Below are 26,861 nucleotides of genomic sequence, written 5' to 3' on the forward strand. Positions count from 1 at the left end.
GGCGCGGCCTGAGCCGGTTCATGCACCTGCATTAAAAACGGCCTCTTAAGCGGGCAGGCGTGGCGGGGAGAGCATTGCGCGCAGACGTACACTTGTCATTTATTTTTGTCTATGGCGTTTTCTAGAAAATCAAAAAATTCCTTCACTAATTTATCATTGTTATTTTCTGTAAAGCCTCGCTTGTAAAATCCAATGCATGCAGAAAAAATTGCCCTGCTAGTTAATTCGCTATATTGGGATGCATACAAAGGTTCAACTCCTCGGTATAGAGACCAGGCTCCATGAGCGATGTCAGATCTAATATCATACATTTCTTTAGCAACCTTATCCCAGTCCTTTTCATTTGGATAATAAATTGAAACTAATGATGAAATGCGTCTAGTAAAGTTCCTTGTAGTTGAAGAATCTTTTTTCTCACTTGGTAGGCTTACAAGTCTTTCGAGAGCTGTTGCTAATTTCACTATGCGTGAACTTTCATCTTTATCTTGTTGTGCACTACTAAATAAATAGATGGCATCAATTAATCGGTCAGAAATAATAGATCTTTCATTGGGATCTATGGCTAAGTCAATTAGTTGAGATAACACCTCTCCTAAATTGGAACAGTAATCCTCCTCAAATTTATCCCAGAACTTATCACTCCATACAACCCTGCCAATAGATGAATGATTATAGTTGAAATCATTATTAGATTTCTTTGTGAAATAAAAACCTTCGTAGTTAGGGTAGGGGCTAGTCGATAAGCTTAAAAAGTGTGGCGATATTTTATAGTGCTCGCTAAATAAATGTAGTATCCCAACTACAAAGCCTGCTATGTTTTTAGCGATTCGCTCCCTGCTCTTTTTAGAACGTTTAGTTATTGGGATTTTTAAGAAATGCTCATAGGGGTATTTATGAGAAAGGCAATATCTCGTTGACAATGCAAGCTGGTCTTCAGTCAATGCATCACCAATTATTGAATACATTTTCTTTGATGATATTATTTCAGCGCGACCAATAGAAACTTTATCTTTAATTAGGCCGTGAGCTAACACAGGGAAATAGAACTCTTCTTCTACCATTTCCCTTTTTATCATTTTAAATGCATTGTTAAGGATTCTTGTGCATCCTTTAATTCCATCTTCACCATCATCGATGAATATGTGAATATATAGACTGTCCTTTATTTTTGCCACTAATTCATCCACAGCAACCAACATCTCTAATCTATTCGATTTGATATATCTTGCTGCTATGGAATATAACCTTTCATTTGAAAGGTATGAAAGATGGATTTGCCTTCTTGGGGTGTTATTGTTTTTATCTATAAGCTCATACGGAGTGTCTATAGTCATTCCTATTGAACCAAGGGGACGATCATATTCTTTTCGATAAAAATCTTTAAAATTAGATGAAGCTAATTCTTTATTTATTCGATCTGCTTCAGAAATAATGAAATCAAAATCCGTAACATCTTGTAAACTTGCGCTCATGATTTTCACCACGTTATGTTAATAAGAAGATCACTATACCATTGCAGCATTTTCTTTCGTTCTTCTAAATATTGAGCATGATTATATATGCCGCGTATTTTATTTTTATCTGCATGTGCTAATTTGCATTTCAATCCATGCACTTTCAAAACCTTGCTCGTGCAATATAGTGGACATTGTATGCCTGAAACCATGGCCAGTAGCACGTCATTTATAACCCAATAATTAAATTACTTGTGACACAGTATCTTTCGATATAGGTTTTCTGCGGTTATTTCTCCCAATAAATATATAAGGATAACGACCAGTTATTGGTTTAAGCTGCTTAAAGAGGTCAATAACTTGAGTAGATAAAGGAACCAGGTGAGGTCGACGCATCTTCATGCGTTCTGCTGGAATTTGCCATATCCCTTTTTCTAAATCAACGTCATCCCAAGTAGCAAAACGCATCTCCTGAGTTCGCACACCTGTTAGCATGATTATTTTTGTTGCATTTTTAGTAATAATGCTACCTGTATTAGATTCTAAATCGCGAATAAAATGTGGTAATTCTTCGGCAGATAAAAATGGGTGGTGTTTTTGCTTGGGAACGGCCAGAGCGATAGCTAAATCAGGTGCTGGATTGTATTCAGCGCGGCCAGTTATGATTGCATAACGATAAACTTCACCGCATCTTTGGCGCACTTTACGTGTTTTCTCCAGTGCACCACGCTTCTCTATTCGTCGCAATACTTCAAGCAGTTCTAACGGCTTGATTTCACTGATAGGGCGTTTACCAATGAACGGGAACACATCCTGCTCAAATGTCTTAATGATTTCTTCACGATAGGCCACAGTCCAGCGGTCAGCTTTGTTAGTGTGCCATTCTCGACATATGGCTTCGAATGAGTTCTCTGTTGAGAGTTGCTGTGCCAGTTTTTGGGCTTTACGTTCTTCCACTGGGTCTATGCCGTTTGCTACCTGCTTGCGAGCTGTATCGCGTTTCTCACGTGCTGCTGCGAGGCTCACAAGTTCGTAACTGCCAAATGACATTAGCCGTGCTTTACCGGCAAAGCGAAAGCGGAAGCGCCAGCCTTTTGAGCCGTCTGGATTGATGAGTAATGACAGCCCTTGTCCATCGTTCATTGTGTAGGGTTTGTCTTGAGGCTTAGCTCGTTTGATTTGAATGTCTGTAAGTGCCATGTGTATAAGTCAAAAATGTGTATAAAAAATCTATACACATCACTATACATATTTTTCATGGATTCAGGGAGATCTTGTCGGACGGTTACGGATGAGTGATTTATTATATGCTTTGAAAACAAAGGATTTTTAAGACTTTCTCGGATGGGTGAGGAGGGACTTTGGCGGAAGATCACAGGAGTCGAACCTGCCCGGGAACGCTGGCGTCCCCAACTGGATTTGAAGTCCAGCCACCTCACCGGAGATGACGATCTTCCGCGCCTCGATTGCTACATGGAGGCGGGGCGCATTATAGCTACTTCCAAACGTTTCCACACCCCCTCACTCACTTTTTTAACTTCCGTTTCTCTATACCATGACCAGTTTCAAATAAATCCCCGCAAAATCCATTACTTACACTTAGACACATTTTTAGACGCTACGCTGATCACAGAAAACAAGAATCGTAATTTGATAACGAGATATCGGAATACCCGCGCTCACAGGGATGGTTTACAAGAACTGTAACCGGTATCAGGGCGTGTGAAAGTGCTAACAAGGATGCGTAATGAAAAGTGAAATTCTGTCTGTTAAAGAGAAGATTGGCTACGGAATGGGCGATGCGGCTAGCCACATTATCTTCGATAACGTCATGTTATATATGATGTTCTTCTATACCGATATTTTTGGTATCCCAGCCGGATTTGTCGGCACCATGTTCTTACTGGCCCGCGCGCTGGATGCCATCTCAGACCCTTGCATGGGGCTGCTGGCCGACCGTACCCGTTCGCGCTGGGGGAAATTCCGTCCGTGGGTGCTGTTCGGCGCACTGCCGTTTGGTCTGGTTTGCGTGCTGGCCTACAGCACGCCGGATCTCAGCCTGAACGGCAAAATGATTTATGCCGCAATCACCTACACGCTGCTGACCCTGCTTTATACCGTGGTCAATATTCCCTACTGCGCGCTGGGCGGCGTGATCACTAATGACCCTACGCAGCGTATCTCCCTGCAATCATGGCGCTTTGTGCTGGCGACGGCGGGCGGCATGCTCTCCACCGTGCTGATGATGCCGCTGGTAAATCTGATTGGTGGCGAGGATAAAGCGTTCGGCTTTCAAGGCGGGATTGCGGTGCTCTCTGTGGTGGCGTTCCTGATGCTGGCGTTCTGCTTCTTCACTACCAAAGAACGCGTGGAAGCGCCGCCGAGCACCACCTCTATGCGTGAAGACCTGCGCGACATCTGGCAAAACGACCAATGGCGCATCGTCGGCCTGCTGACCATCCTCAATATTCTGGCCGTCTGCGTTCGTGGCGGGGCGATGATGTATTACGTCACCTGGATTTTGGGTAAGCCGGAGGTGTTTGTCGCCTTTCTCACCGCCTATTGCGTCGGCAACCTGATCGGCTCTGCGCTGGCAAAACCGCTGACCGACTGGAAATGCAAAGTCAGCGTCTTCTGGTGGACCAACGCTGCGCTGGCGGTAGCGAGCCTGGCGATGTTCTTTGTGCCGATGCACGCCAGCATCACCATGTTTATCTTTATTTTTGTCATTGGTGTACTGCACCAGCTCGTTACGCCAATCCAGTGGGTAATGATGTCCGATACCGTTGATTACGGCGAATGGTGCAACGGTAAACGCCTGACGGGGATCAGCTTTGCGGGCACGTTGTTCGTGCTCAAGCTGGGTCTGGCGCTCGGCGGGGCGCTGATCGGCTGGATGCTGGCGGGCGGGGGCTACGACGCCGCCGCGAAAACCCAGAACAGCGCCACCATTAGCATCATCATCGCCCTGTTCACCATTGTCCCGGCGATTTGTTACCTGCTGAGTGCCGTGATTGCCAAACGCTTCTATACCCTGAAAACGCCGTATCTGACGGAAATTATGAGTCAGCTGGCTCAGGGCGCGCGCCGCAACCAGCAGGATTTCACGACGAAAGAATTACAGAACTAAGGAACTGACGATGAAAATTAGCGATGGTAACTGGCTGACCCAACCTGGCCTGAATTTAATATACCCAAGTCAGGTGTTCGACGTTGAACAGCAGGGTAACGAGATGATTGTCTACGTTGCGCCGCGCGACGTGCGTGAACGTACCTGGCAACTGGATACCCCACTCTTCACCTTACGCTTTTTCTCGCCGCAGGAAGGGGTGGTGGGCGTACGTATGGAGCACTTCCAGGGCGCGCTGGATACCGGCCCGCATTACCCGCTGAACGTGTTGCAGGACGTCAATGTTGAGATGCGAAACACCGCTGAATTTGCCGAGCTGAAGAGCGGCAATCTGAGCGTTCGGGTGACCAAAGGTGAGTTCTGGTCGCTGGATTTCCTGCGTAATGGTGAACGTATTACCGGCAGTCAGCTAAAGAATAGCGGTTACGTGCAGGATACCCACAGCGGGCGTAACTATATGTTTGAGCGTCTGGATTTGGGCGTGGGAGAAACGGTGTACGGGCTGGGTGAGCGTTTTACCGCGTTGGTACGTAACGGCCAGACGGTGGAAACCTGGAACCGCGATGGCGGTACCAGTACCGAGCAGTCTTACAAGAACATCCCGTTTTATCTCACCAACCGCGGCTACGGTGTGCTGGTGAACCATCCGCAGTGCGTGTCGTTTGAAATCGGCTCTGAGAAAGTGTCGAAAGTGCAGTTCAGCGTTGAAAGCGAGTATCTGGAATATTTCGTCATCGACGGCCCAACGCCGAAGGCGGTGCTGGATCGCTATACCCGCTTTACAGGCCGTCCGGCGCTGCCGCCAGCCTGGTCGTTCGGTCTGTGGCTGACCACGTCATTCACCACCAATTACGACGAAGCGACGGTGAACAGCTTTATCGACGGCATGGCCGAGCGCAATCTGCCGCTGCACGTCTTTCACTTCGACTGTTTCTGGATGAAGGCCTTCCAGTGGTGCGACTTTGAGTGGGACCCGGTGACCTTCCCGGACCCGGAAGGTATGATCCGCCGCCTGAAAGAGAAAGGGCTGAAGGTGTGCGTATGGATAAACCCCTACATCGGTCAGAAATCCCCGCTGTTCAATGAACTGAAAGCGAAAGGGTATCTGCTCAAGCGCCCGGACGGTTCCCTGTGGCAATGGGATAAATGGCAGCCGGGCCTGGCGATTTATGACTTCACTAATCCACAAGCCTGCGAGTGGTATGCCAACAAGCTGAAAGGTCTGGTGGATATCGGCGTTGACTGCTTCAAAACTGACTTTGGCGAACGCATCCCCACGGATGTGCAGTGGTTTGACGGTGCCGATCCGCAGAAGATGCACAACCATTATGCGTACATCTACAACGAACTGGTGTGGAACGTGCTGAAAGAAACCGTTGGTGAAGAAGAAGCTGTCCTGTTTGCTCGTTCAGCTTCGGTGGGCGCGCAGAAGTTTCCGGTGCACTGGGGCGGCGACTGCTACGCCAACTATGAATCGATGGCGGAAAGCCTGCGCGGTGGCTTGTCTATTGGCCTGTCCGGCTTTGGCTTTTGGAGCCACGATATCGGCGGCTTTGAGAATACCGCTCCGGCGCACGTCTACAAGCGCTGGTGTGCGTTTGGGCTGCTCTCCAGCCACAGCCGCCTGCATGGCAGTAAATCCTACCGTGTGCCATGGGCGTACGATGACGAATCCTGCGATGTGGTGCGCTACTTCACCGAGCAGAAATGCCGCATGATGCCGTACCTGTATCGCGAAGCAGCGCGCGCTAATGCGCAGGGCACCCCGATGATGCGCGCGATGATACTGGAGTTCCCGGACGATCCGGCGTGTGATTATCTCGACCGCCAGTACATGCTGGGCGATAGCGTGATGGTCGCGCCGGTATTTAGCGAGGCGGGCGATGTGCAGTTCTACCTGCCGGAAGGACGCTGGACGCATCTGTGGCGTAATGATGAGGTGTCTGGTAGCCGCTGGCATAAACAGCAGCATGACTTCCTGAGTCTGCCGGTTTATGTGCGTGACAATACCCTGCTGGCGCTGGGTAGCAATAACCAGAAGCCGGACTACGCCTGGCACGAAGGGACAGCGTTCCAGCTGTTCCATCTGCAGGAGGGGCGGGAAGCACTCTGTGAAATTCCGGCTGCTGACGGCTCGGTTATCTTCACGCTGAAGGCGACGCGTGTAGGTAATACCATCACTGTGAAAGGGAATGGTGAGGCACGTAACTGGACGTTGTGCCTGCGAAATATTCAGAAAATTGGCGGCATTAAATGCGGGTCGCATATGGGCAGCGAGCTGGGTGTAGTTATTACTCCACAGGGCAGTGAGCTGACGATTACCTTGTAAGCATGTGTCGACGTGGTGCCGGATGCGTCTTATCCGGCCCACACCGCGAGCAGCGTTCCAGATCTGAAAATCAAAAACATCCCGACTTAAATTTTTACCTCACCATATTTGCGAGCGCTATCACTCTAATTCCCGCGAAAAATGTGATCTGCGCCGTAAATATCTCACTATTTCCTCTTTTTGTCTTATTTCTGTCCGGAATACAGGACACGATTTAGTATTGTTGGCGCATCGTAGTCCTCTTATATTTATCATCACGGATTACACGTGGAGCATAAACGCTTCTTTATAACCTAAATAATTCGAGTTGCAGGAAGGCGGCGACGCAGCGAATCCCCTGAGCGTACATAAGTACGTGACAGGGGTGAGCGAGGAAAGCCAACGCACATGCAGCTTGAAGTATGACGGGTATAGATATTTAATCTGGTATGTAATAAGGGTAAATAATGCAAATGATTACCTCGCGACAAAACAGATTATTAAAGTTTCTTCTGTCCCGGAAGGAATATGTTACGCTGCTAAAAATTGCCGAATATTTATCTGTTTCAGAGAAGACCGTCCAGCGCGATCTGCGGTTACTGGAACAATGGTTATCGGAATGGAAAATATCTATCGATAAACGTGCCGGTGCGGGCGTGATATTAAGTGCCGATAACATTACTGACCTTTTATATCTGGATCAGTTATTAGGGTCGGAGGGTGATGATGCTGACGGCATGATGAATAATTCACGGCGGGTTAAGATAGCCTCGCAATTATTAAGTGAAACGCCGCATGAAACATCGATCAATAAATTATCCGAACGTTATTTTATTAGTAGTGCATCGATTGTTAACGATCTGAAAGTGATTGAATCGTGGATTACCCCGCTGGGCCTGTCGCTGATTCGTAGCCAGAGCGGCACACACATTGAAGGCAGCGAGAGCGGGGTGCGCCAGGCGATGGCGTCGCTGATTAACGGTGTGATTAACCATAATGAACCGGGAAGCGTGATTTATTCACGACTTGATCCGGGCAGTTATAAAGCGTTAGTGCATTACTTCGGCGAAGAAGACGTTTTATTTGTCCAGACGCTGTTGCAGGAAATGGAGAACGATCTGTGCTGGTCGCTGGGAGAGCCTTATTACGTCAATATCTTTACCCATATTCTGATCATGATGTACCGCATTACGCGGGGCAATGCGCTGCCGAGAAAAGAAGAAAGCATCACGTCATGTGATGAGAACATCTTTTCCATTGCCAGTCGCATGATTCAGCATATCGAAAAACGCATTGCCCACCCGCTGCCGGAAGACGAAGTCTGGTTTATTTATCAATATATTATCTCCTCCGGTATGGTGATTGAAGAGCATAACGATGTGAGCGTAATTGGCCATATGCACTCCAGCGACGAAGCACGCTTGATCACCCATCGGCTGATTGCCACCTTCGCCGAAATGGTTGACTGCGATCTTAGCCAGGACACTGCGCTGTATGACGGATTGCTGATCCATATTAAGCCGCTGATTAACCGCCTGAACTACCAGATCCGCATTCGTAATCCGCTGCTGGAGGACATTAAAGGCGAGTTGCAGGACGTCTGGCGTCTGACTCAGTGCGCGGTGAATCGGGTGTTTAGCGGCTGGGGCGAGCGGGCCGTGTCGGATGATGAGGTGGGATATTTAACCGTGCATTTTCAGGCCGCGATGGAGCGTCAGATAGCGCGTAAACGTGTGCTGCTGGTCTGCTCAACCGGCATCGGCACCTCTCACTTACTCAAAAGCCGCATTCTGCGCGCCTTTCCGGACTGGACCATCGTCGGCGTGGTGTCGGCAGGCAGCTTGCCCTCCGTCCTGACGGACGATATTGAACTGGTGGTATCGACGATCAATTTACCTGCCGTTGCCATGCCGGTCGTGTATGTCACCGCCTTCTTCAATGATGCGGATATTAAGCGGGTAACAGAAACGGTTATTACGGAAAAATTACATCGGGCGACGTCGCTGGTCGTTGAAAATTAATGTCTGAACTCCATGAGGTATGATTTATGGACATCACGAAAATACTCAATACAAATCGCGTTATTTTGGATATGAAGGCCACAAACAAAACGGAGGTTATTGAGGAACTGACGGATATTCTGCAAAAAGATGGGGCAATTAGCTGTCGGGAAACGTTTATTCAGGATGTCTGGCAGCGTGAATCAGAAGGCTCGACCGGATTCGAAAATCATATTGCGATTCCGCACGGGAAATCCTCGGCGGTGGTCAATACCACGCTGGCGATTGGGCGTACCCGCCAGGATATTCCCTGGGAAACCCTGGACGGCAGCAACGTGCGCTGCATCATTCTGTTTGCCGTACGCCTTGAAGATCAAAACACTACCCATATTCGTCTGCTTTCGCAGGTTGCTGGCGCGTTGGCGGATGACGACATTATTGAACAACTGTTAGTCGAAAGCAGTCCACAGAAAATTATTGAGCTTTTTAGCCAATATGCTGAATCCAATGTCTGCTAAATAATACGTGGAGCATGTTATGAATATTGTTTGTGTTGCCGCCTGTACGGCGGGTATTGCGCACACCTATATTGCCCGTGAGAAGTTAATTAAAGGTGCTAAAGCGCTTGGTCATAATATAAGAGTAGAAACCCAGGGGACTATCGGCACGGAAAACGAACTGCTGACAGAGGACATTTCTGCTGCTGATGTCGTGATTCTCGCTGTGGATGTAAAAATAAAAGGGGAGGAACGATTTTTAAATAAACGTATTGTGCGAGTGAAAACTGAAATTGTCATAAAGTCGCCCATTCAGTTTCTTGAAAAGGTCGAAAAATCATTAGTTAATAATAACCAGTAGCGATCCCCATTCTGGAGGGATTTCACATGAGTGAAAATAAAATTCCGCTATCTCAGGAAATAAAAAAACATTTATTAACGGGGATTTCGTGGATGATCCCGTTAATTGTTGCCGCCGGGATCTGTATTGCTCTCGGGCAAATACTTGGCGGTACTAACGTGGGTGAAAAAACAGGAACCATCCCCTGGATGCTCAACCAGATTGGCGGTTGGGGGATGGGGTTAATCGTACCGCTGATTAGTGCGGCGATTGCGTACTCCATTGCTGACCGCCCCGGATTCGCGCCGGGTCTGATTGTCGGCTTTGTCTGCGGTGAAATTCATACCGGTTTTATCGGCGGGATGCTGGGCGGTTTTCTGGTCGGTTATACCGTCCTGCTGCTCAAGCGCTATATCCGTTTGCCGCAGTCGATGCAGGGGTTGATGCCCATCATGGTGTTGCCGGTACTGAGTACCGTCATTGGCGGCCTGTTGATGATGACGCTCATTGGCAAACCGATAGCCTGGCTGCAGGACGCGTTGATTCATCTGCTGGAGTCCATGCAGGGCGGGTCACGCTTTTTAATGGGGGCCATCCTTGGCGCAATGGCGACATTCGACTTTGGCGGACCGGTGAATAAAACCATGTCGCTATTTGCTGACGGCATGTTGGTCAGCGGCGTGTACGGTCCGGAAGCGGTGAAGTTTGTCGGTTCGATAATCCCTCCGTTCGGCATTACGCTCTCCTTTTTGCTGACGCGTCACAAGTACACCCGTGCGGAGCGCGAGGCGCTGAAAGCGGCATTCCCGATGGGGATCTGCATGATTACCGAAGGGGTCATTCCCATTGCGGCGCGCGACCTGCTGCGCGTGGTGGGGTCCTGCGTGGTGGCCTCGGCGATAGCGGGCGGTCTGATTATGGTGTGGGGCGTCGAAAGCCCGGTACCGCACGGCGGCATGTTCGTGGTCCCGCTCTTTACGCATCCGCTACTGTTTTGCCTGGCGCTGGGGATCGGCACGGTGATTTGCGGCGTCATGCTGTCGTTGTGGAAGAAACCGGTGACCGAACGTGACGAAGAGTTTGATGAACTTAGCGATCAAAAGCTGAAAGACGAAGAGATCACCTTCACCCTGGAATAACCGGAGGCCGTATGTTTGCCGATATGAAAAGCATGGTGACGAAAGCCTGGCGCGAGCAGTACGCGCTGCTGGCCATCAACTGTATGAACCTGGAAAGCGCCCGTGCGGCGGTGCGGGTGGCTGAGAAACACCGTGCGCCCATCATTCTGAATCTGTATCAGGGGCATCTGGGCCATTTTCCTGCACCGATAGCGGTGGCGGTCATCAAAACGCTGGCAGAGGAAGCGTCGGTACCGGTCGCGCTGGCGCTGGATCATGGAAAGGACCCAGTACGCATTCGCCAGGCTTTTCGCGCCGGATTCAGCGGGTTAATGATCGACGCCTCTGCCTTTGCGCTGGAGGAGAACATTCGCCAGACCCGGGCGGTGGTTGAGCTCGCGACCAGCGTTTCTCTGTGCGTGGAAGGTGAGCTCGGGCATCTGGCCGACGCCCCGCGCTATGATCACGCAGCTAACGCTGATTTGATGACCCAGGCCGCCGATGTGGAGCCCTTTATCCAACAGACCGGTATCGATTTACTGGCGGTCTCGGTCGGCACGGCACATGGCATGTACGCGCCCGGTGTCATACCCGCCATTGATTTCCAGCGACTGGAGGAAATTGCCCGTTTATCAACGGTGCCGCTGGCGCTGCATGGCGGCAGCGGGACGCCGTTTGACCAGCTACAGCGCTGCCCGACGTTTGGCGTCGCCAAGATAAACGTTGGCGCGGCGGTTTTCGAAGCCGGAAAGGCTGCGCTGCTGCATACCCTGTGTCGCGACACATCCGGTGAACTCGTTGATGCCCTGGCCCTGATGGAGCAGGCCTGCGAGGAAGCCATTATTCCGTACCTGCAGGCCAGCGGCGCTATCGACAAAGCCTGATTCATTTTCTGTAACGCCTTTTATGCCTCTGCGACGACGCACTGGCAGGGCTTTCTACACCCTGAAACTGGAGAATTAACATGTTAGTTTCGATGAAAGAATTACTGCAACCTACCCGTCAGCACGGTTTTGCCATCGGCGCATTCAACGTGGCGGACAGCTGCTTTGTACGTGCAGTAGTGGAAGAAGCGGAAGCAACCAATACCCCGGCGATTATCTCCATTCACCCCAGCGAACATGATTTTGTAGGCGATGCGTTTTTTAGCTACGTCCGTGATATCACTCTGCGCAGCTCGGTTCCCTTTACTCTGCATCTGGACCACGGCGCTTCGGTCGAGCATGTCCTGCGGGCGATTCAGTGTGGGTTTACCTCGGTGATGATTGATGGCTCGCTGTTGCCGTATGAAGAGAACGTGGCGCTGACCCGCGAAGTGGTCAAGCTGGCGCATGCGGTAGGCGTTTCGGTGGAGGGGGAACTGGGTACGATTGGTCAAACCGGGACGTCAGTGGAAGGCGGTGTATCGAAGGTCACTTATACCGATCCTGATCAGGCACAGGATTTTATCGCCCGTACCGGCGCGGATACGCTGGCGGTGGCGATTGGAACTGCACACGGCATCTACCCGAAAGGGATGCAGCCAGAGCTGCAAATGCACATCCTGCGCGAGATTGCCGGGCGAGTGGACATTCCGCTGGTGCTGCATGGAGGTTCCGCGAACCCGGATGCGGAAATTGCCGAATCCGTTACGCTGGGCGTTGGCAAAATCAACATTTCCAGCGATATGAAATACGCTTACTTCCAGAAAGTCCGCGAAATCCTGACAAAAGAAACCTGGTGGGACCCGAACGTTATTTACCCGGAAGCCATTAGCGCCGCGCGGGATGTGATCCGCCACAAAATGAAACTGTTCGGCTCAACCGGCAAAGCGTCACTTTACTAACCGCATACAGGCGGGGTGACCCGCCTTTTTCGCAACAAGGAAAAGTGGAATGAAGCGTTCACACATTAATTATGCCGTCGATAAAGCGCATGCCATCGCCGAGACTTTTCGGGTTTGCCTGCCTGACTTTGCGTATTTTACGGCTGATGCCTGGCGGCAACAGGATCACACTCTGTGGCGTGAAGTGCTCGATCTCCAACTGGGCTGGGATATAACCGACTTTGGGCGCGGAGATTTTGCGCAAACGGGGCTGACGTTACTGACGTTGCGCAATGGTCAGTTAGGGTCAGCCAGCTACCCCAAACCGTACGCCGAAAAGATGCTGCAGATTCAGCAGGATCAGCAGACGCCATGGCATTTTCATCGCCATAAAATGGAAGATATCGTTAACCGCAGCGGCGGTGATTTATGTATGCAGTTGGCGTGGGCTACGCCTGATGACGGGTATGATGCCCGCCGCATTGTTGAGGTTAGCGTCGATGGTCAGCGGCGTTCCGTTGACGCTGGCGAGACGCTGGTATTGAAACCGGGGCAGGGGGTATGCCTGCCGCCGCGGTTGTATCATCGCTTTTGGGCGGAGAAAGCGTTCGTGCTGGGCTGGGAGATCTCGATGGTCAATGACGACCTGCATGATAATCACTTCCTTGAGCCAGGCGGTCGCTTCCCGGCGATAGAAGAGGACGAGCCGGTGAAGTGGCTGTTGTGCAGTGAATATGCGCGCTTACAGTGATAAACGGCGACCCGGCAGGCAAAGCGCCGCCGGGCCGTCAGATTTTACTGCGCAGCGGGTGGGGCGGTAACTTCACTACCGGATACCACGCCCGCCTGCATGGTTTGCGTTACCTGCTGTTTCTCCACGTTCACCGCATGCAACTGGCCGCTGACCGTTGGCTTGAGTGGCGCATCGGCTTGAATATTGCCGCTGGCCGTAAGCTGGATGTTACCGTCGCCGGAAAGCGGCAGTGCGGGCCATCCCCACTGTTGCAGAATCGTCATTGGCACGCCGCGCCCGTTCAGGCTGACCTGAGTTTGACGCTGAGGCAACTGTGAAATACTGGCAGTGGCCTCCAGCAACCCTTTTTCCGTATAGGCGCTTAGTTCGCTGATATTGATGGTGCTGCTGTTCGCCGTCAGCGCCAGCGAAGGACGACGCACGTCGGTGCGGTTAAAGGTGCCGGCAGCGGCGTTGAGGTTAGCGCTCCCGCTCCAGATCCCCCACTGATTGTTCTGCACCAGCCCGAGGTTAGCACCGTAGCCGTCCAGCGCGGTGAGCTGCCATGGGAAGCTCGGGTCGATATCAATCACCAGATTACGGCTGGCGCTGAATTTCTTCAGCGTCAGGCTGGCTAGCCAGGCTGGTAGAGGTTTCATCCACAGCTGTTTCCAGTTTTCCGGCAGCGTGTACTCCAGACCGGCAATGGCGGCATCATCGAGGACCAGCGCTTTGTTGTTGCGCTGCCAGTTTCCGGATGTTCTGACCATTCCCCCTTCCCAGCGGGTGGTGAACTGACGCAGCGCTATGCCCTGCGGCGAGAACTCGGCGTTCATAATCGGATCGAAAAAGTGCAGAGAGCCGTAGATAAACTCGCTGGCGTTCATCGACAGTTTTCCTTCTTGAGTTTGCCAGTCGTCCTTGCTGAAGGTCATGTTGCGCAAGCTCAGATCGAGATCCGTCACCGCCCAGTCAGGGCCTTGCAGACGGGCATCTGTTACTTCCAGACGACCAATTTGCAGGGAAGGAATAGTGCTTAACGGAGCAAAAAACTCGGCCAGCGATTTATCGCTTTGCAGCCGAATATCGTTCAGGCGCAGATTCTCCACTACCCAACTACCGTCGGCATTGCGTTGTGCCACGCCGGTTAATGCGCCACGCGCCACGTCTGCGCCAATATTGCTCAGCGTCACACGGTCATGGTCAATACTGCCTTCAATCAATACGTTGGTCGTGGGGACGTCGTTCAGCGTCAACGAACTGGCGCTGAGCTGAATTTGCGCTTTACTCCCGAGAATTTTACCCGCCTCAGGACTCCAGGGAATGACTCCGCCGTTAACGCGCTGCGCGCTCAGGGTCCACTCGCTACCGGGACTGTTAAGCGCCATATCTTGCAATTGCAGGCGATCGGCCTGGAACGGCAGCGGCGCAGTTTGCTGGGAAAGATTCAGCGTGCCGTTTTGCAAAAGAATGGTGTCTACGTGCAGCGGGTCGGTGATTTGGCGGCTGCTCAGTCCAATATCGACCGTTTTGGCGACCAGCGTTGCGGGCTGACCATCCCGGCCAAAGGTGACGTTTTCCAGCAGAATATGGGAAGGAGAAGAAAACCGGTGATCGATGGCATCAAATGCCAGATGGTAGCTGCTGTTCTGCGAAACCCAGGCGCTGACGTGCTCTGCGCCCCAGCGGGTTTGCAGTAGAAAATATAAGCCGAGGATCGCCACTGCAAGGGCGATCAGCACGTAAAGAAGCAGCTTTCCAATAAATTTCATGGTCTTCCATCCCGCGAAGTGCACATAGTCAAGTTATGCACGATTTAGGCGCAATGCTCAAGGCGGGAATGGTGAAAGAGCGTTACAGCGGCGTTGATTCAGAATCAACGCCGCATTTTGCTTATTGCTTCTCTGGTGGGAACACCAGATTCAGAACGATAGCGGTAATACCGCCTGCGGCAATGCCGGAAGAGAGCAGGTTTTTCACCCAGTCCGGAGCGAACTGCAGGATCAGCGGCTGCTGGGAAACGCCGAGGCCGACGGCCAGCGACAGCGCGATAATCAGAATTGCGCGGCGGTTCAGCGGTTCGCGGGATACGATACGCACGCCGGATGCCGCGATAGTACCGAACATCACCAGCGTAGCACCGCCGAGTACCGGCTCAGGAATATGCTGTACAAAACCGCTGACCGCCGGGAACAGGCCCAACGCGATCAGCATCAGCGCAACCACAAAACCAACGTAGCGGCTGGCAACGCCCGTTAACTGAATAACCCCGTTGTTTTGTCCAAAACAGGAGTTCGGGAAGGTGTTAAATACGGCTGAAACAAACGAGTTCAGACCGTTCGCCAGTACGCCGCCTTTCAGGCGTTTCATGTACAGCGGACCAGAAACGGGCTGCTCGGAGACATCGGAAGTGGCTGTAATATCACCGATGGTTTCCAGCGAGGTAATCATAAACACTAGCATCAGCGGCAGCAGTAAGCTCCAGTCGATACCCAGGCCATAATACAACGGCGTTGGCACCATCAGCAGGTCCTGACTTACCGGCGCGGTATTTTGCGGCAGCATATCCATAAACCACGCCAACAGGTAACCTGCCGCCATCGCAATCACCAGTGACGCAACGCGCAGGTACGGGTTGCGCTGGCGGTTAAGCAGGATAATCAGCGCCAGCACGACGCCAGCCAGCAGTAAATTCTTTGGTGCGCCAAAGGTGTTGTCGCTCATTGCCGCATAGCCGCCGCCAATCGACGTCAGACCTACCTGAATCAGTGACAGGCCGATAATCATCACCACCACGCCTGAGACCAGCGGGGTAATGATACGACGCGCCAGATGCAGTACGCGTGAGATAACCATCTCAGTGCAGCTTGCCAGCATCAGTGTACCGAACAGCGCCGCCATCATGGTTGGGACATCTGCACCACCGGTTTTTAGCGCTGTACCGCCCATAATCAGTGGCGCAACAAAGTTAAAGCTGGTGCCCTGAATGGATAATAGCCCTGAGCCGACCGGCCCCCAGGCTTTGATCTGAATGATAGAAGCCACGCCGGAAGCGAACAGCGACATACTGATAATGTGTTGAGTATCCTGAGCCGGTAAACCGAGCGCCTGGCAAATTAACAGCGCTGGGGTGATTACCGCGACGAACATGGCCAGCAGGTGCTGACAGGCGGCAAACAGGGTCTGGGCTAGTGGGGGGCGATCTTCAAGACGGTAAATCAGTTCACTGTTGTGAGTCTGCGCAACCGGTTGCGCATTTGTTGACTCTACGGCGTTAACGGACATCAGAGGCAATCCCATGGTGGAAAAGCGGTGATTTTATCTGACCATGGCGGAAATGCAAACGTTTGCTACCAGGTGTTCTTAATATTTAAAACGGATAAACAAACATTTTTATATAACTTTTCATGATTTTCTGCTTAAAATCCACACCGAAAACTCAATAAGAGCTAAAAATCGGTCTGGAATGCATCGTGCGTGATTGTGCTAAACGCACTAATGGAGTTGTAAATGTTTTATCTCGATACGTTATCAACGCTGGTTGCGGCAACCCTTGTGTTGCTGCTGGGACGTAAGCTCGTCCAGTCTGTTTCCTTCCTGAAAAAATACACCATTCCCGAACCTGTAGCTGGCGGATTGCTGGTGGCGATTGCGCTGCTGGTGCTGAAAAAAAGCATGGGTTGGGAAGTGAACTTCGATATGACCCTGCGCGATCCGCTGATGCTGGCATTCTTCGCTACTATCGGCCTGAACGCCAATATCGCCAGCCTGCGCGCGGGTGGCCGTGTGGTGGGTATCTTTCTGATTGTGGTTGTTGGCCTGCTGCTGATGCAAAACGCCATCGGTATTGGTATGGCGACTCTGCTGGGTCTGGATCCGCTGATGGGTCTGATAGCCGGTTCGATAACCCTCTCTGGTGGGCATGGAACCGGGGCCGCATGGAGCAAACTGTTTATTGAGCGCTATGGTTTCGCTAATGCGACTGAAGTGGCGATGGCTTGCGCAACGTTTGGCCTGGTGCTGGGCGGATTGATTGGCGGCCCGGTGGCCCGCTATCTGGTCAAACACTCTACCACGCCAGACGGCATGCCGGACGATCAGGCTGTGCCTACCGCATTTGAAAAGCCAGATGTTGGACGCATAATCACTTCGCTGGTGCTGATTGAAACCATTGCGCTGATCGCTATCTGTCTGACGGTGGGTAAAATCGTTGCACAAATGTTGGTCGGAACGGTGCTGGAACTGCCGACTTTCGTCTGCGTGCTGTTTGTTGGGGTGATCCTCAGTAACGGCCTGGCGTTAATGGGTTTTTATCGGGTGTTCGAGCGCGCGGTTTCGGTGTTGGGTAACGTTAGCCTGTCGCTGTTCCTGGCGATGGCGCTAATGAGTCTGAAGCTGTGGGAGCTGGCTTCTCTGGCCCTGCCGATGCTGGCAATCCTGGTTGTGCAGACCATTTTCATGGCGCTGTACGCGATATTCGTCACCTGGCGCATGATGGGTAAGAACTACGATGCCGCCGTGCTGGCAGCCGGACACTGCGGTTTTGGCCTCGGTGCGACACCCACGGCGATTGCCAACATGCAGGCAATTACAGAACGTTTTGGACCATCCCATATGGCGTTTCTGGTGGTGCCGATGGTGGGGGCGTTCTTTATCGATATCGTCAATGCGCTGGTAATTAAGCTGTATCTGCTGCTGCCGATTTTTGCGCAATAATGTCTGTGCGGCGGGCGGAGTCACATCCGCCGCCGCTATGAATCGACTATGCGTTGGAGTAGCGCTCGGTTTCCGGCATCCAGCGTTCAATCAGCGCCACAGCCTGTTGCGGGTAACGTTCGTGAATATGACGGGCAATGCGCTGAACTTCCGGGATAATCGCCTGATCGCGCAATAAATCTGCGACTTTGAATTCTGCCGTTCCGGTCTGGCGCGTACCCAACAGCTCGCCGGGCCCGCGGATCTCTAAATCTTTTTGCGCGATCACGAATCCGTCGTTGCTGTCGCGCAGAACCTGTAGGCGTTTTTGCGCGGTTTTTGACAGCGGCGATTTGTAGAGCAGGACGCAGTGGGAGGCCACCGCGCCACGACCTACGCGACCACGTAGCTGGTGCAACTGCGCCAGGCCCAAGCGCTCCGGGTTTTCAATAATCATCAGGCTGGCGTTAGGTACGTCTACGCCCACTTCAATCACCGTGGTGGCAACCAGCAGTTGCAGTTCGCCCTGCTTAAAGGCCGCCATTACCGACTGCTTCTCTGCGGGCTTCATACGGCCGTGTACCAGGCCAATATTCAGCTCTGGCAGCACCAGTTTAAGCTCTTCCCACGTGGCTTCAGCCGCCTGAGCTTCTAACAAATCAGACTCCTCAATCAGCGTACAGACCCAGTACGCCTGGCGCCCTTCATGGGTACAAGCGTTGCGCACGCGGTCAATAATATCGCTGCGGCGGGTATCCGGAATTGCCACCGTGGTGACCGGCGTACGCCCCGGAGGGAGTTCGTCAATGACCGACGTGTCGAGATCGGCATAGGCGGTCATCGCCAGCGTTCGCGGGATTGGGGTGGCGGTCATGATTAGCTGGTGTGGGTGGAAACCCTGCTGCTGACCTTTCTCCCACAGCGCCAGGCGCTGATGTACGCCAAAACGGTGCTGTTCGTCGATGATAACCAGTGCCAGTCCGTTGAACTGCACCTGTTCCTGGAAAATTGCGTGCGTGCCGACAATCATCTGCACCTCACCGCTGGCGATAGCTTCCTGCTGTGCCAGGCGTGCTTTGCCTTTCTGTTTACCTGCCAGCCAGCCAACTTCAATACCCAGTGGCGCGAACCAGTTGCGGAAGTTATTCGCGTGCTGTTCAGCCAGCAGTTCGGTGGGGGCCATCAGCGCAACTTGCTTACCATGTGCGATGGCACGTAGGGCGGCCAGCGCCGCAACCAGCGTTTTACCTGAGCCGACATCGCCCTGCACCAGACGCATCATGGGGACATCCAGTGCCATATCGCGTTCGATCTCAGCGGTAACGCGGGCCTGGGCGCCGGTGGGTTTAAACGGTAGAGCCGCCAGCAGCTTATCTTTCAGCGCGTTGTTTACGAGCAGCGGCTGGGCGTGGAAACGTTGCGCCCCGGCGCGTAGTGCCAGCATGCTGAGGTTATGCGCCAGCAGTTCTTCCAGTATCAGACGTCGCTGTGCTGGATGCTGACCGGTTTCCAGATCGCTCAACTGCAGTGACGGCGGTGGACGGTGCAATGTGCGCAGAGCTTCCGGCAGGCTCATCATGCCTTGCAACAACTCTGGCGGTAGTAGTTCGGCAATGGCGCAGGTATCGAGCAGGTCCAGCGCTTGATCGGTCAGTTTGCGCAGCGTGGCCTGCTTCACGCCTTCGGTGGTTGGATACACCGGTGTGAGCGTTTCCTGCAATTCCGGCGTGCTGAGATCGCCCTGTACGCGATACTCCGGGTGGATCATCTCTGCGCCGTATTTTCCGCGTTTGGCTTCGCCATAGGCCAGCACCCGGCGACCGGTGGCGAGACTATTTTTCATTGCGGCGCTGAAGTTGAAAAAGCGCATGGTGAGAATGCCGGAGCCATCACTGATCTGACAGGTCATCATCCGGCGTCCGCCGAAGGTGATATTGCAGTTCAGCACTTCGCCTTCTACGGTGGCGTAAACGCCCGGCAGCAGTTCGCCAATCGGGTACAGGTGCGTGCGGTCTTCGTAACGCAGAGGGAGGTGGAGCAGAAGGTCCTGCACGGTGTGCAGGCCAATTTTCGCCAGTTTACTGCTTTGCGCTGCGCCAACGCCGGTCAGAGAATTGAGTGGGATGGCATCCAGTAAACGGCCTTTCATCGCGTTTATCTCGCAGATTGCATAGTGGCCCACCACGTTGCATCGGCTTCAATTTCGCCCTGCGTGTTTACGTGGGGGTAGGGAAGACCTTTGCGCTTAGCGACATTCGCCAGCACCGGATAACCGCCTTCAAACAGCAAACGCTGCTGCTCATCTTGCGCCAGCATGCTGTTTTCTCGTCGGTACATGCCGGCGTTTTGCCGCTGGCGCTGTGCTTCGTACAGAATCAGCGCGGAGGCGACCGAAACGTTCAGCGATTGCACCATGCCAGTCATGGGAATGATGATGTCCTGATCCGCCAGATCCAACGCTTCCTGAGTTATGCCGGTTTTCTCCTGGCCCATCAGGATGCAGGTGGGGCGCGTGTAATCAATCTCGCGAAAATCCACGGCTTTATCTGACAGATGTGTTGCCAGAACCTGCATACCCTGGCTTTTTAAATGTGTGACCGCATCGCCAATAGTGCGGTGAGTCTTCACCTGAACCCAACTGTTGCTGCCTGCGGCAGAAGAGGCCATGGTGCGCATACGGCTACCAGGCCAGACGGCGTGGACTTCATGCACGCCGACCGCGTCTGCAGTACGAATGATTGCAGAAACGTTATGAGGTTTGTGGACCTGCTCCATGCAGACGGTCAGATCGGGCTGACGACGTGCGAGCATCTCGCAAATACGTGCATAACGTTGAGTATTCATAAAACGTGTTCTAGTTACGGTTACGGGTGACTTTTATCACGTCCGGCATGACGCGGATTTTGCGCATGATATTCGCCAGGTGCACGCGATCGCGAGCGGTCAGGCGAATAAAGGCGCTATAGACGCGGCCATCTTTCTCTTCCGTATTCAGACTTTGAATGTTGGAGGTAGTCGTGTTGATTGCCGCCGTCAGGTTCGCCAGAGCACCCTGGTGGTTAAACATATCCACCTTAATCTCGGTGATGAACTCCTGCTCTGTCTCTTTATCCCATTCCACCGCCATAAACTTCTCTGGCTCTTTTTGATAGCCACGAATGTTACGGCAGGATTCATGGTGAATCACCAGACCTTTACCCGGGCTGACGTGGGCAATGATTGGATCGCCAGGAATCGGACGACAGCATTTCGCGAAGGTGATCAGCACGCCATCTGCGCCTTTGATCGGCAGATGACCGTGGCCAGATTGCGCTGGCACGTTTGCCGTTGCTTCGCCCTGCTGGAGGTTTTTCGCTACCACCACGCTCATGGCGTTACCCAGACCGATTTCCGCGAGCAGATCGTCAAGCGTGGCGAGCTTCATGCGCTCAAGCTCACGCTGGATGCTCTCTGGCGGGATCTCAGCCAGTTTACGGCTACCGCCTAAGGCATGGTTGAGCAGTCGACGACCCAGACTGACGGAATCATCGCGCTTGAGGTTTTTCAGCAGTTGGCGAATTTTGGCGCGCGCTTTCGAACTGACGACGAAGTTGAGCCACGCTGCATTCGGACGGGCGCCCGGAGCGGTAATAATCTCAACGGTCTGTCCGCTAAAGAGCGGCTGCGAAAGCGGGTAAGGTTGTCTGTCGACGCGTGCGCCGACGCAGGCATGACCGATATCGGTATGCACGGCGTAGGCGAAGTCGACAGGCGTTGCACCGGCAGGCAGTTCGACAATGCGCCCTTCCGGTGTGAAAACATAAATCTCATCCGGGAAGAGATCAGATTTGACGCTTTCAATAAATTCAAACGAGCTACCGGCGCTCTGCTGCAGTTCCAGCAGGCTTTGCATCCAGCGTTGAGCGCGGATTTGTGCGGTGGTGCTGCTTTCGCCGCCGTGCTCTTTGTAAGCCCAGTGCGCTGCGACACCCATCTCTGCCATCTGGTCCATGTCTTCGGTACGAATCTGTACTTCAACCGGGACGCCGTGAGGGCCGATCATTGAGGTGTGCAAAGACTGATATCCGTTCGCTTTCGGAATGGCGATATAGTCTTTCACGCGACCAGGACGAGGTTTGTACAGGCTGTGCATCTGGCCGAGTACGCGATAACAGGTATCGGAATCATGAACGATAACGCGAAAAGCGTAGATATCCATGATGGAGTGAAAACGCTGCTCTTTGAGCACCATTTTGCAGTAAATAGAGTACAGGTGCTTCTCGCGGCCACTTACGCGACACGGAATGCCTGCCTCCTGTAAACGCCCTTCGATTTCCGAGAGGATTTTTTGGATCATCTCTTTGCGGTTGCCACGAGCGGCTTTAACCACTTCTTTAATCACGCGATAGCGGTTCGGGTACAGCGCTTCAAAACCCAGCTCTTCCAGCTCGGTTTTAATGTGATGAATACCTAAACGGTGTGCCAGCGGACTATAGATTTCGAGGGTTTCACGGGCGATGCGGCGACGCTTGTCCGGGCGTAATGAGCCCAGCGTGCGCATGTTGTGGGTACGGTCAGCGAGTTTGATGAGAATGACGCGGATATCCTGCACCATCGCCATAATCATCTTGCGAAAGTTTTCGGCTTGCGCCTCTTTCTTATCGCGAAACTTAAGCTTATCAAGTTTCGACACCCCTTCTACCAGTTCAGCAACGCTTTTACCAAAAAGCTGTTCCATGTCCTGGTAGGTGGCTGGGGTATCTTCAATCACGTCATGCAGCAGCGCAGCCATCAGCGTTTCATAGTCGAGTTTCATCTCGGCCAGAATGCAGGCTACCGCTACCGGGTGCGTGATATAGGGTTCACCGCTTGAACGTGTCTGGCCCTCGTGAGCGTCACGTGCAACGAGATACGCCTGCCGAAGACGCTTAATCTGGTCTTCCGGCAGGTAGTTTTGAATCAGTTGATTCAGGCTTTCAAACAGATACAAGGGCGACCCGCTTTGTGATTAACGACGACCTTCAGCAATAGCGGTAACGGCTTGTAATTCAGCGGCTTCCTGCTCTTGCTGTTCCTGGCGCTCACGCACGTCGAGGATCTGGTTGTTGATCAGACCTTCTTCGATTTCGCGCAGCGCGATAACGGTAGTTTTATCGTTTTCTTCCGGTACGAGCGGATCCTTTCCGCCTACCTGCATCTGACGAGCGCGACGCGCGGCGACCAGTACCAGGTCAAAACGGTTACCAATTTTCTCTACAGCGTCCTGAACAGTTACGCGTGCCATACTTAAAATGCTCCACAGGTGAAGAAATGACTGGGCATGATACTGAATGTGGGTTCAGTCTGCCAACAGTTTGCTGATTAAAGCGTCATGACGCTGCTTTTGGCGGCTCATGCGCAGACGTTCGGCGCGAATGATAGTTTTCAAATCGCCCAGGGCGGTATCGAAATCATCATTCACAATAAGATAATCATATTCGGCGTAATGGCTCATTTCTGCAACAGCTTGCGCCATACGTTTTGCGATCACGTCTTCGCTATCCTGACCGCGGCCACGAAGACGGCGATCCAGCTCAATCTTAGATGGCGGCAAAATAAAAATACTGCGCGCATGCGGCATTTTTTGACGAATCTGCTGCGCACCTTGCCAGTCGATATCTAAAAAGACGTCTACGCCGGATGCTAATACTTGCTCAATGGTCTCACGCGAGGTGCCGTAGTAATTACCGAAAACCTCAGCGTGTTCCAGGAACGCGTCTCTGCCAATCATGGTTCTGAATTCGTCATGGTTCACAAAAAAATAGTGTTCACCGTGCACTTCCCCCGGGCGCGGTGCGCGCGTGGTGTGCGAAACAGAAACCTGGGTGTCATACAACGGTTGGGTCTTTAATAAAGCCTGAATCAGGCTGGATTTACCCGCGCCACTGGGGGCAGAAACAATATAAAGCGTGCCTTGAGCCATGAGTATCTTAATGTATGTGATTGTCGAAAGAGAGCCTACATACGGGCTTATTATACACGTAGCCGCTATGTGACGTAGCCCTTGTCACACTTTTTGCGCATGTTTATTGCGTTTTGCGTACCAGTTTCCTGTTTTATCCGCGATTTGCAGCAATTCGTGCAAATGTCAGGAACGTTGCGCGCAGGATGAGTTTTTGCCGCTCTGTTTCCATTTCAATTCGCGTTATATCTGCCGGGAAACGTACTGTTCAGCGGAGATAGCATGGGATTATGGAAATGCATAGGGCTGGTTTTGCTAATGTGGTATCTACCCTCATGGGCGGTATGCCCCGTCTGGTCGCCTGCCAGGGCACAAGAGGAAATTTCACGACTACAGCAGCAGATAACACAGTGGAATGACAGTTACTGGAAACAAGGGGAAAGTGTCGTAGACGACGCCGTTTATGACCAGCTCAATGCGCAGCTCATCCAGTGGCAGCGCTGTTTTGGCGATGAAGCCCCATCAGATCTATCTGCGCCCCCAATAAGTGGAACAGTCTCGCACCCCGTTCCCCATACGGGAGTTCGAAAACTTGCCGATAAGCAAGCGCTACAGCAATGGATGCATGCTCGCAGCGATCTCTGGGTGCAGCCGAAGGTGGATGGCGTGGCGGTCACGCTGGTCTATCGCAATGGCAATCTGATACGGGCGATTAGCCGTGGTAACGGTCTGAAAGGCGAAGACTGGACGCAAAAGGTTCTTCAGATCCCTTCCGTTCCACGTACTACCAGCGGGCCGCTCTCTAACAGTACGTTGCAGGGGGAGATATTTTTGCAGCAACAAGGGCATATTCAGCAGCAGAGAGGGGGAATGAACGCCCGCTCAAAGGTTGCTGGAATGATGATGCGCCAGAGCAACCCGGAAATGTTACGTTCGCTGGCTATTTTTATCTGGGCCTGGCCTGATGGTCCAGTTGCCATGTCGGAAAGACTTGAGCAACTCACTGCTGCCGGGTTCAGTTTCACGCAACGATATACTCAGGCCGTGAAGAGTGCGGATGACGTCGAGCAGGCGCGTGCCAGGTGGTGGACTTCAGCGTTACCTTTTGTGACGGATGGTGTGGTGGTGCGAACGGGAAAAGAACCGCGGGCGCAATACTGGCTACCCGGACAGGGAGACTGGCTGGCAGCGTGGAAATATCCTCCCGTGGCCAGGGTATCTGAGGTGACGGGTATTCAGTTTTCCGTTGGCAAAAGCGGGAAAATTGCGGTGGTTGCATTGCTGGTCCCCGTCATGCTGGATGATAAGCGGGTGCAGCGCGTCAATATTGGCTCAGTCCGGCGCTGGAATGAATGGGATATTGCGCCTGGCGATCAGATTCTGATAAGTCTGGCCGGACAGGGGATTCCCCGTATTGATGAGGTGGTTTGGCGCAGCACCCAGCGTAATAAGCCAGCACCACCTGAGGGGCGCTTCAATTCACTAACTTGTTTTTATGCCACAGCGGAGTGTCAGGAACAGTTTGTTGCCAGGCTCGTCTGGCTGGGGGCCAAAGATGTGTTAGGGCTGGAGGGTATGGGCGAGGCGGGATGGCGGGAGCTACATCAGACGTATCGCTTTGAACATATCTTTTCCTGGCTTGGATTAACGCAGGAGCAGCTACAGTCCACATTTGGCGTGAACAAAGGGGGGAAGCTGTGGCATCAGTTCAATCTGTCACGCCGTCTTCCATTTACGCGCTGGGTGATTGCCATGGGAATACCGTTAACACAGGCAACGTTGAATGCCAGTCGGGATGGTTCGTGGCAGCAGTTACGGGAGCGCAGTGAACAAAGCTGGCGGCAGCTTCCTTTCATGGGGGAGCGACGGGCACGACAGGTTATTCAATGGCTGGAGGATAAAGAGATCATAGCGCTGAGCAACTGGTTAGCTGCTCAGCGGATCACGGGCTTTATGCCTTAATGGCCTTCATGGCGATAGTAAAATACCGGCAGCCCCAACTTCAGGCGCAGCGCCAGCAGTCGGGCGGTAAAGCCAAAGAGCAGGGTAGAGATCACCACCACATCGTGGCTGGAGAGATAATGTTGCAGCACGATATACAGCACCGCAGCGGCAAATGAAACGCCGGCATACAGTTCTTTCTGGAATACTAACGGGATGCGTTTGCAGAACATGTCACGTAATACACCACCAAAGACCCCGGTAGTGACCGCAGCGACCACGGCAATAATCGGTCCATGACCCATATCCAGTGCCACCTGGGCGCCAATAATAGAAAAGACCACCAGGCCCAGCGCATCCAGGACGAGGAATATTTTACGCAGATAGGGCATGACGGGGGCAATAATGGTGGTGAGTACCGCAGCGGTCGCCACGATAATGACGTATTCAGGGTGCTTTACCCAGCCGAGCGGATAGTGGCCGAGAAGAATGTCGCGTACCGAGCCGCCGCCAATGGCCGTCGCGGTGGCAATGATAATGACGCCAAATGTATCCATACGACGACGCCCAGCCGCAAGCGCACCGGTCATGGCTTCGGCAGTAATACCAATTAAATATAAAACGTGTAACAGCATGTATTCCCCCTGATTTGCTGGGGCTAAGGTTAACGATTTGTGCGCATTGTCACGATTGAGATTTTCTAAGGTGAAGTGATTTTAATAACTACAGCTAATGTGAGTTTGCTGTAAATGCGTTATGGTATGGGCTTTACTTTATGAATGGTGACAATAAATGATGAGAAAATATAATTAGAACTGGATGGGTCACAACCGAAGTGTTGGGAAAAACACGTAGCCCCGTCGTTTATGGGTGGGCTACATATCTATTTCACCTAAACTATCACCCTCGACCACTGGACAA

20 protein-coding genes, 1 tRNA gene and 1 pseudogene are annotated in these 26,861 nt (G+C 52.4%); 11 read left to right on the top strand and 11 right to left on the bottom strand.

Annotated elements, in window-relative coordinates; translation table 11 throughout:
- Positions 1–95: 95 nt before the first annotated feature.
- From HVZ39_RS00270 to HVZ39_RS00280, 3 genes and pseudogenes are all read right to left on the bottom strand, one after another.
- Entirely contained in the window at positions 96–1,472 is a 1,377-nt protein-coding gene (locus HVZ39_RS00270; protein WP_181633093.1) for a HEPN domain-containing protein, read from the bottom strand.
- Positions 1,473–1,477: 5 nt separating this feature from the next.
- Positions 1,478–2,654, bottom strand: a pseudogene (locus HVZ39_RS00275) (tyrosine-type recombinase/integrase).
- 162 nt (positions 2,655–2,816) lie between these two features.
- Positions 2,817–2,911: transfer RNA gene (locus HVZ39_RS00280), tRNA-Sec, on the bottom strand.
- A gap of 290 nt (positions 2,912–3,201) precedes the next feature.
- Between HVZ39_RS00280 and HVZ39_RS00285 the strand changes: the two genes are divergently transcribed.
- The 9 genes from HVZ39_RS00285 (at position 3,202) to HVZ39_RS00325 (ending at position 13,402) form a co-directional block, all read left to right on the top strand.
- Positions 3,202–4,584 carry a glycoside-pentoside-hexuronide family transporter gene (locus HVZ39_RS00285; protein ID WP_016155017.1) on the top strand — a complete coding sequence of 461 codons (1,383 nt, stop codon included), beginning with the start codon at positions 3,202–3,204 and terminating at the stop codon, positions 4,582–4,584.
- 10 nt (positions 4,585–4,594) lie between these two features.
- Positions 4,595–6,913 carry an alpha-xylosidase gene (yicI, locus tag HVZ39_RS00290; RefSeq protein ID WP_181633094.1) on the top strand — a complete coding sequence of 773 codons (2,319 nt, stop codon included), beginning with the start codon at positions 4,595–4,597 and terminating at the stop codon, positions 6,911–6,913.
- A gap of 446 nt (positions 6,914–7,359) precedes the next feature.
- The gene (locus HVZ39_RS00295; protein ID WP_016155015.1) at positions 7,360–8,913 is read left to right on the top strand and encodes a PRD domain-containing protein; all 1,554 of its coding nucleotides are present in this window, start codon (positions 7,360–7,362) and stop codon (positions 8,911–8,913) included.
- 26 nt (positions 8,914–8,939) lie between these two features.
- A complete protein-coding gene (locus tag HVZ39_RS00300) occupies positions 8,940–9,410 on the top strand; it encodes a fructose PTS transporter subunit IIA (RefSeq protein ID WP_003842172.1) in 471 nt (156 codons plus the stop codon).
- A 19-nt stretch (positions 9,411–9,429) separates the two neighbouring features.
- The gene (locus tag HVZ39_RS00305; RefSeq protein WP_016155014.1) at positions 9,430–9,750 is read left to right on the top strand and encodes a fructose PTS transporter subunit IIB; all 321 of its coding nucleotides are present in this window, start codon (positions 9,430–9,432) and stop codon (positions 9,748–9,750) included.
- Between the two features lie 26 nt (positions 9,751–9,776).
- Complete coding sequence (locus HVZ39_RS00310) at positions 9,777–10,868, top strand: PTS fructose transporter subunit IIC (RefSeq protein ID WP_042311543.1); 1,092 nt, start codon at positions 9,777–9,779, stop codon at positions 10,866–10,868.
- 11 nt (positions 10,869–10,879) lie between these two features.
- Positions 10,880–11,731, top strand: a complete 852-nt coding sequence (locus HVZ39_RS00315) for a class II fructose-bisphosphate aldolase (protein ID WP_181633095.1) — start codon at positions 10,880–10,882, stop codon at positions 11,729–11,731.
- 80 nt (positions 11,732–11,811) lie between these two features.
- Complete coding sequence (locus HVZ39_RS00320) at positions 11,812–12,672, top strand: ketose-bisphosphate aldolase (protein WP_181633096.1); 861 nt, start codon at positions 11,812–11,814, stop codon at positions 12,670–12,672.
- A gap of 49 nt (positions 12,673–12,721) precedes the next feature.
- Positions 12,722–13,402: a D-lyxose/D-mannose family sugar isomerase gene (locus HVZ39_RS00325; RefSeq protein WP_181633097.1), complete on the top strand. Its 681-nt coding sequence runs from the start codon at positions 12,722–12,724 to the stop codon at positions 13,400–13,402.
- A gap of 44 nt (positions 13,403–13,446) precedes the next feature.
- Here the strand turns inward: HVZ39_RS00325 and HVZ39_RS00330 are convergent, their stop codons facing one another.
- Positions 13,447–15,156, bottom strand: a complete 1,710-nt coding sequence (locus HVZ39_RS00330; RefSeq protein WP_016155010.1) for an AsmA family protein — start codon at positions 15,154–15,156, stop codon at positions 13,447–13,449.
- Between the two features lie 121 nt (positions 15,157–15,277).
- On the bottom strand, positions 15,278–16,669 hold the full coding sequence (xanP, locus tag HVZ39_RS00335) for a xanthine/proton symporter XanP (RefSeq protein WP_003024026.1): 1,392 nt from the start codon (positions 16,667–16,669) through the stop codon (positions 15,278–15,280).
- 225 nt (positions 16,670–16,894) lie between these two features.
- Here xanP and gltS point away from each other — a divergent pair, with 225 nt between their 5' ends.
- Complete coding sequence (gene gltS / locus HVZ39_RS00340; RefSeq protein WP_016155009.1) at positions 16,895–18,100, top strand: sodium/glutamate symporter; 1,206 nt, start codon at positions 16,895–16,897, stop codon at positions 18,098–18,100.
- A gap of 46 nt (positions 18,101–18,146) precedes the next feature.
- On the opposite strand, the gene recG is transcribed toward gltS, so the two are convergent.
- Genes recG through gmk form a run of 5 tightly spaced genes read right to left on the bottom strand, consistent with a single transcriptional unit; the run spans position 18,147 to position 24,020 of the window.
- The gene (gene recG / locus HVZ39_RS00345; protein ID WP_181633098.1) at positions 18,147–20,228 is read right to left on the bottom strand and encodes an ATP-dependent DNA helicase RecG; all 2,082 of its coding nucleotides are present in this window, start codon (positions 20,226–20,228) and stop codon (positions 18,147–18,149) included.
- Positions 20,229–20,233: 5 nt separating this feature from the next.
- Positions 20,234–20,923, bottom strand: coding sequence for a tRNA (guanosine(18)-2'-O)-methyltransferase TrmH (trmH, locus tag HVZ39_RS00350; RefSeq protein ID WP_016155007.1), 690 nt, complete (start codon positions 20,921–20,923; stop codon positions 20,234–20,236).
- A 10-nt stretch (positions 20,924–20,933) separates the two neighbouring features.
- Positions 20,934–23,048 carry a bifunctional GTP diphosphokinase/guanosine-3',5'-bis pyrophosphate 3'-pyrophosphohydrolase gene (gene spoT, locus HVZ39_RS00355; RefSeq protein ID WP_003024038.1) on the bottom strand — a complete coding sequence of 705 codons (2,115 nt, stop codon included), beginning with the start codon at positions 23,046–23,048 and terminating at the stop codon, positions 20,934–20,936.
- 18 nt (positions 23,049–23,066) lie between these two features.
- Positions 23,067–23,342 carry a DNA-directed RNA polymerase subunit omega gene (rpoZ, locus tag HVZ39_RS00360; RefSeq protein WP_000135058.1) on the bottom strand — a complete coding sequence of 92 codons (276 nt, stop codon included), beginning with the start codon at positions 23,340–23,342 and terminating at the stop codon, positions 23,067–23,069.
- 54 nt (positions 23,343–23,396) lie between these two features.
- Positions 23,397–24,020 (bottom strand): guanylate kinase, encoded by a 624-nt coding sequence (gmk, locus tag HVZ39_RS00365; RefSeq protein ID WP_019078035.1) that lies wholly within the window; start codon positions 24,018–24,020, stop codon positions 23,397–23,399.
- A gap of 261 nt (positions 24,021–24,281) precedes the next feature.
- Between gmk and ligB the strand changes: the two genes are divergently transcribed.
- Positions 24,282–25,961, top strand: coding sequence for an NAD-dependent DNA ligase LigB (ligB, locus tag HVZ39_RS00370; protein ID WP_181633099.1), 1,680 nt, complete (start codon positions 24,282–24,284; stop codon positions 25,959–25,961).
- Here the strand turns inward: ligB and HVZ39_RS00375 are convergent.
- Entirely contained in the window at positions 25,958–26,575 is a 618-nt protein-coding gene (locus HVZ39_RS00375) for a trimeric intracellular cation channel family protein (RefSeq protein ID WP_181633100.1), read from the bottom strand. The two genes, ligB and HVZ39_RS00375, sit on opposite strands and share 4 nt — an antisense overlap.
- Positions 26,576–26,861: the final 286 nt, after the last annotated feature.

This window comes from Citrobacter sp. RHB35-C21 (assembly GCF_013816515.1).
Lineage (GTDB): Bacteria > Pseudomonadota > Gammaproteobacteria > Enterobacterales > Enterobacteriaceae > Citrobacter > Citrobacter braakii.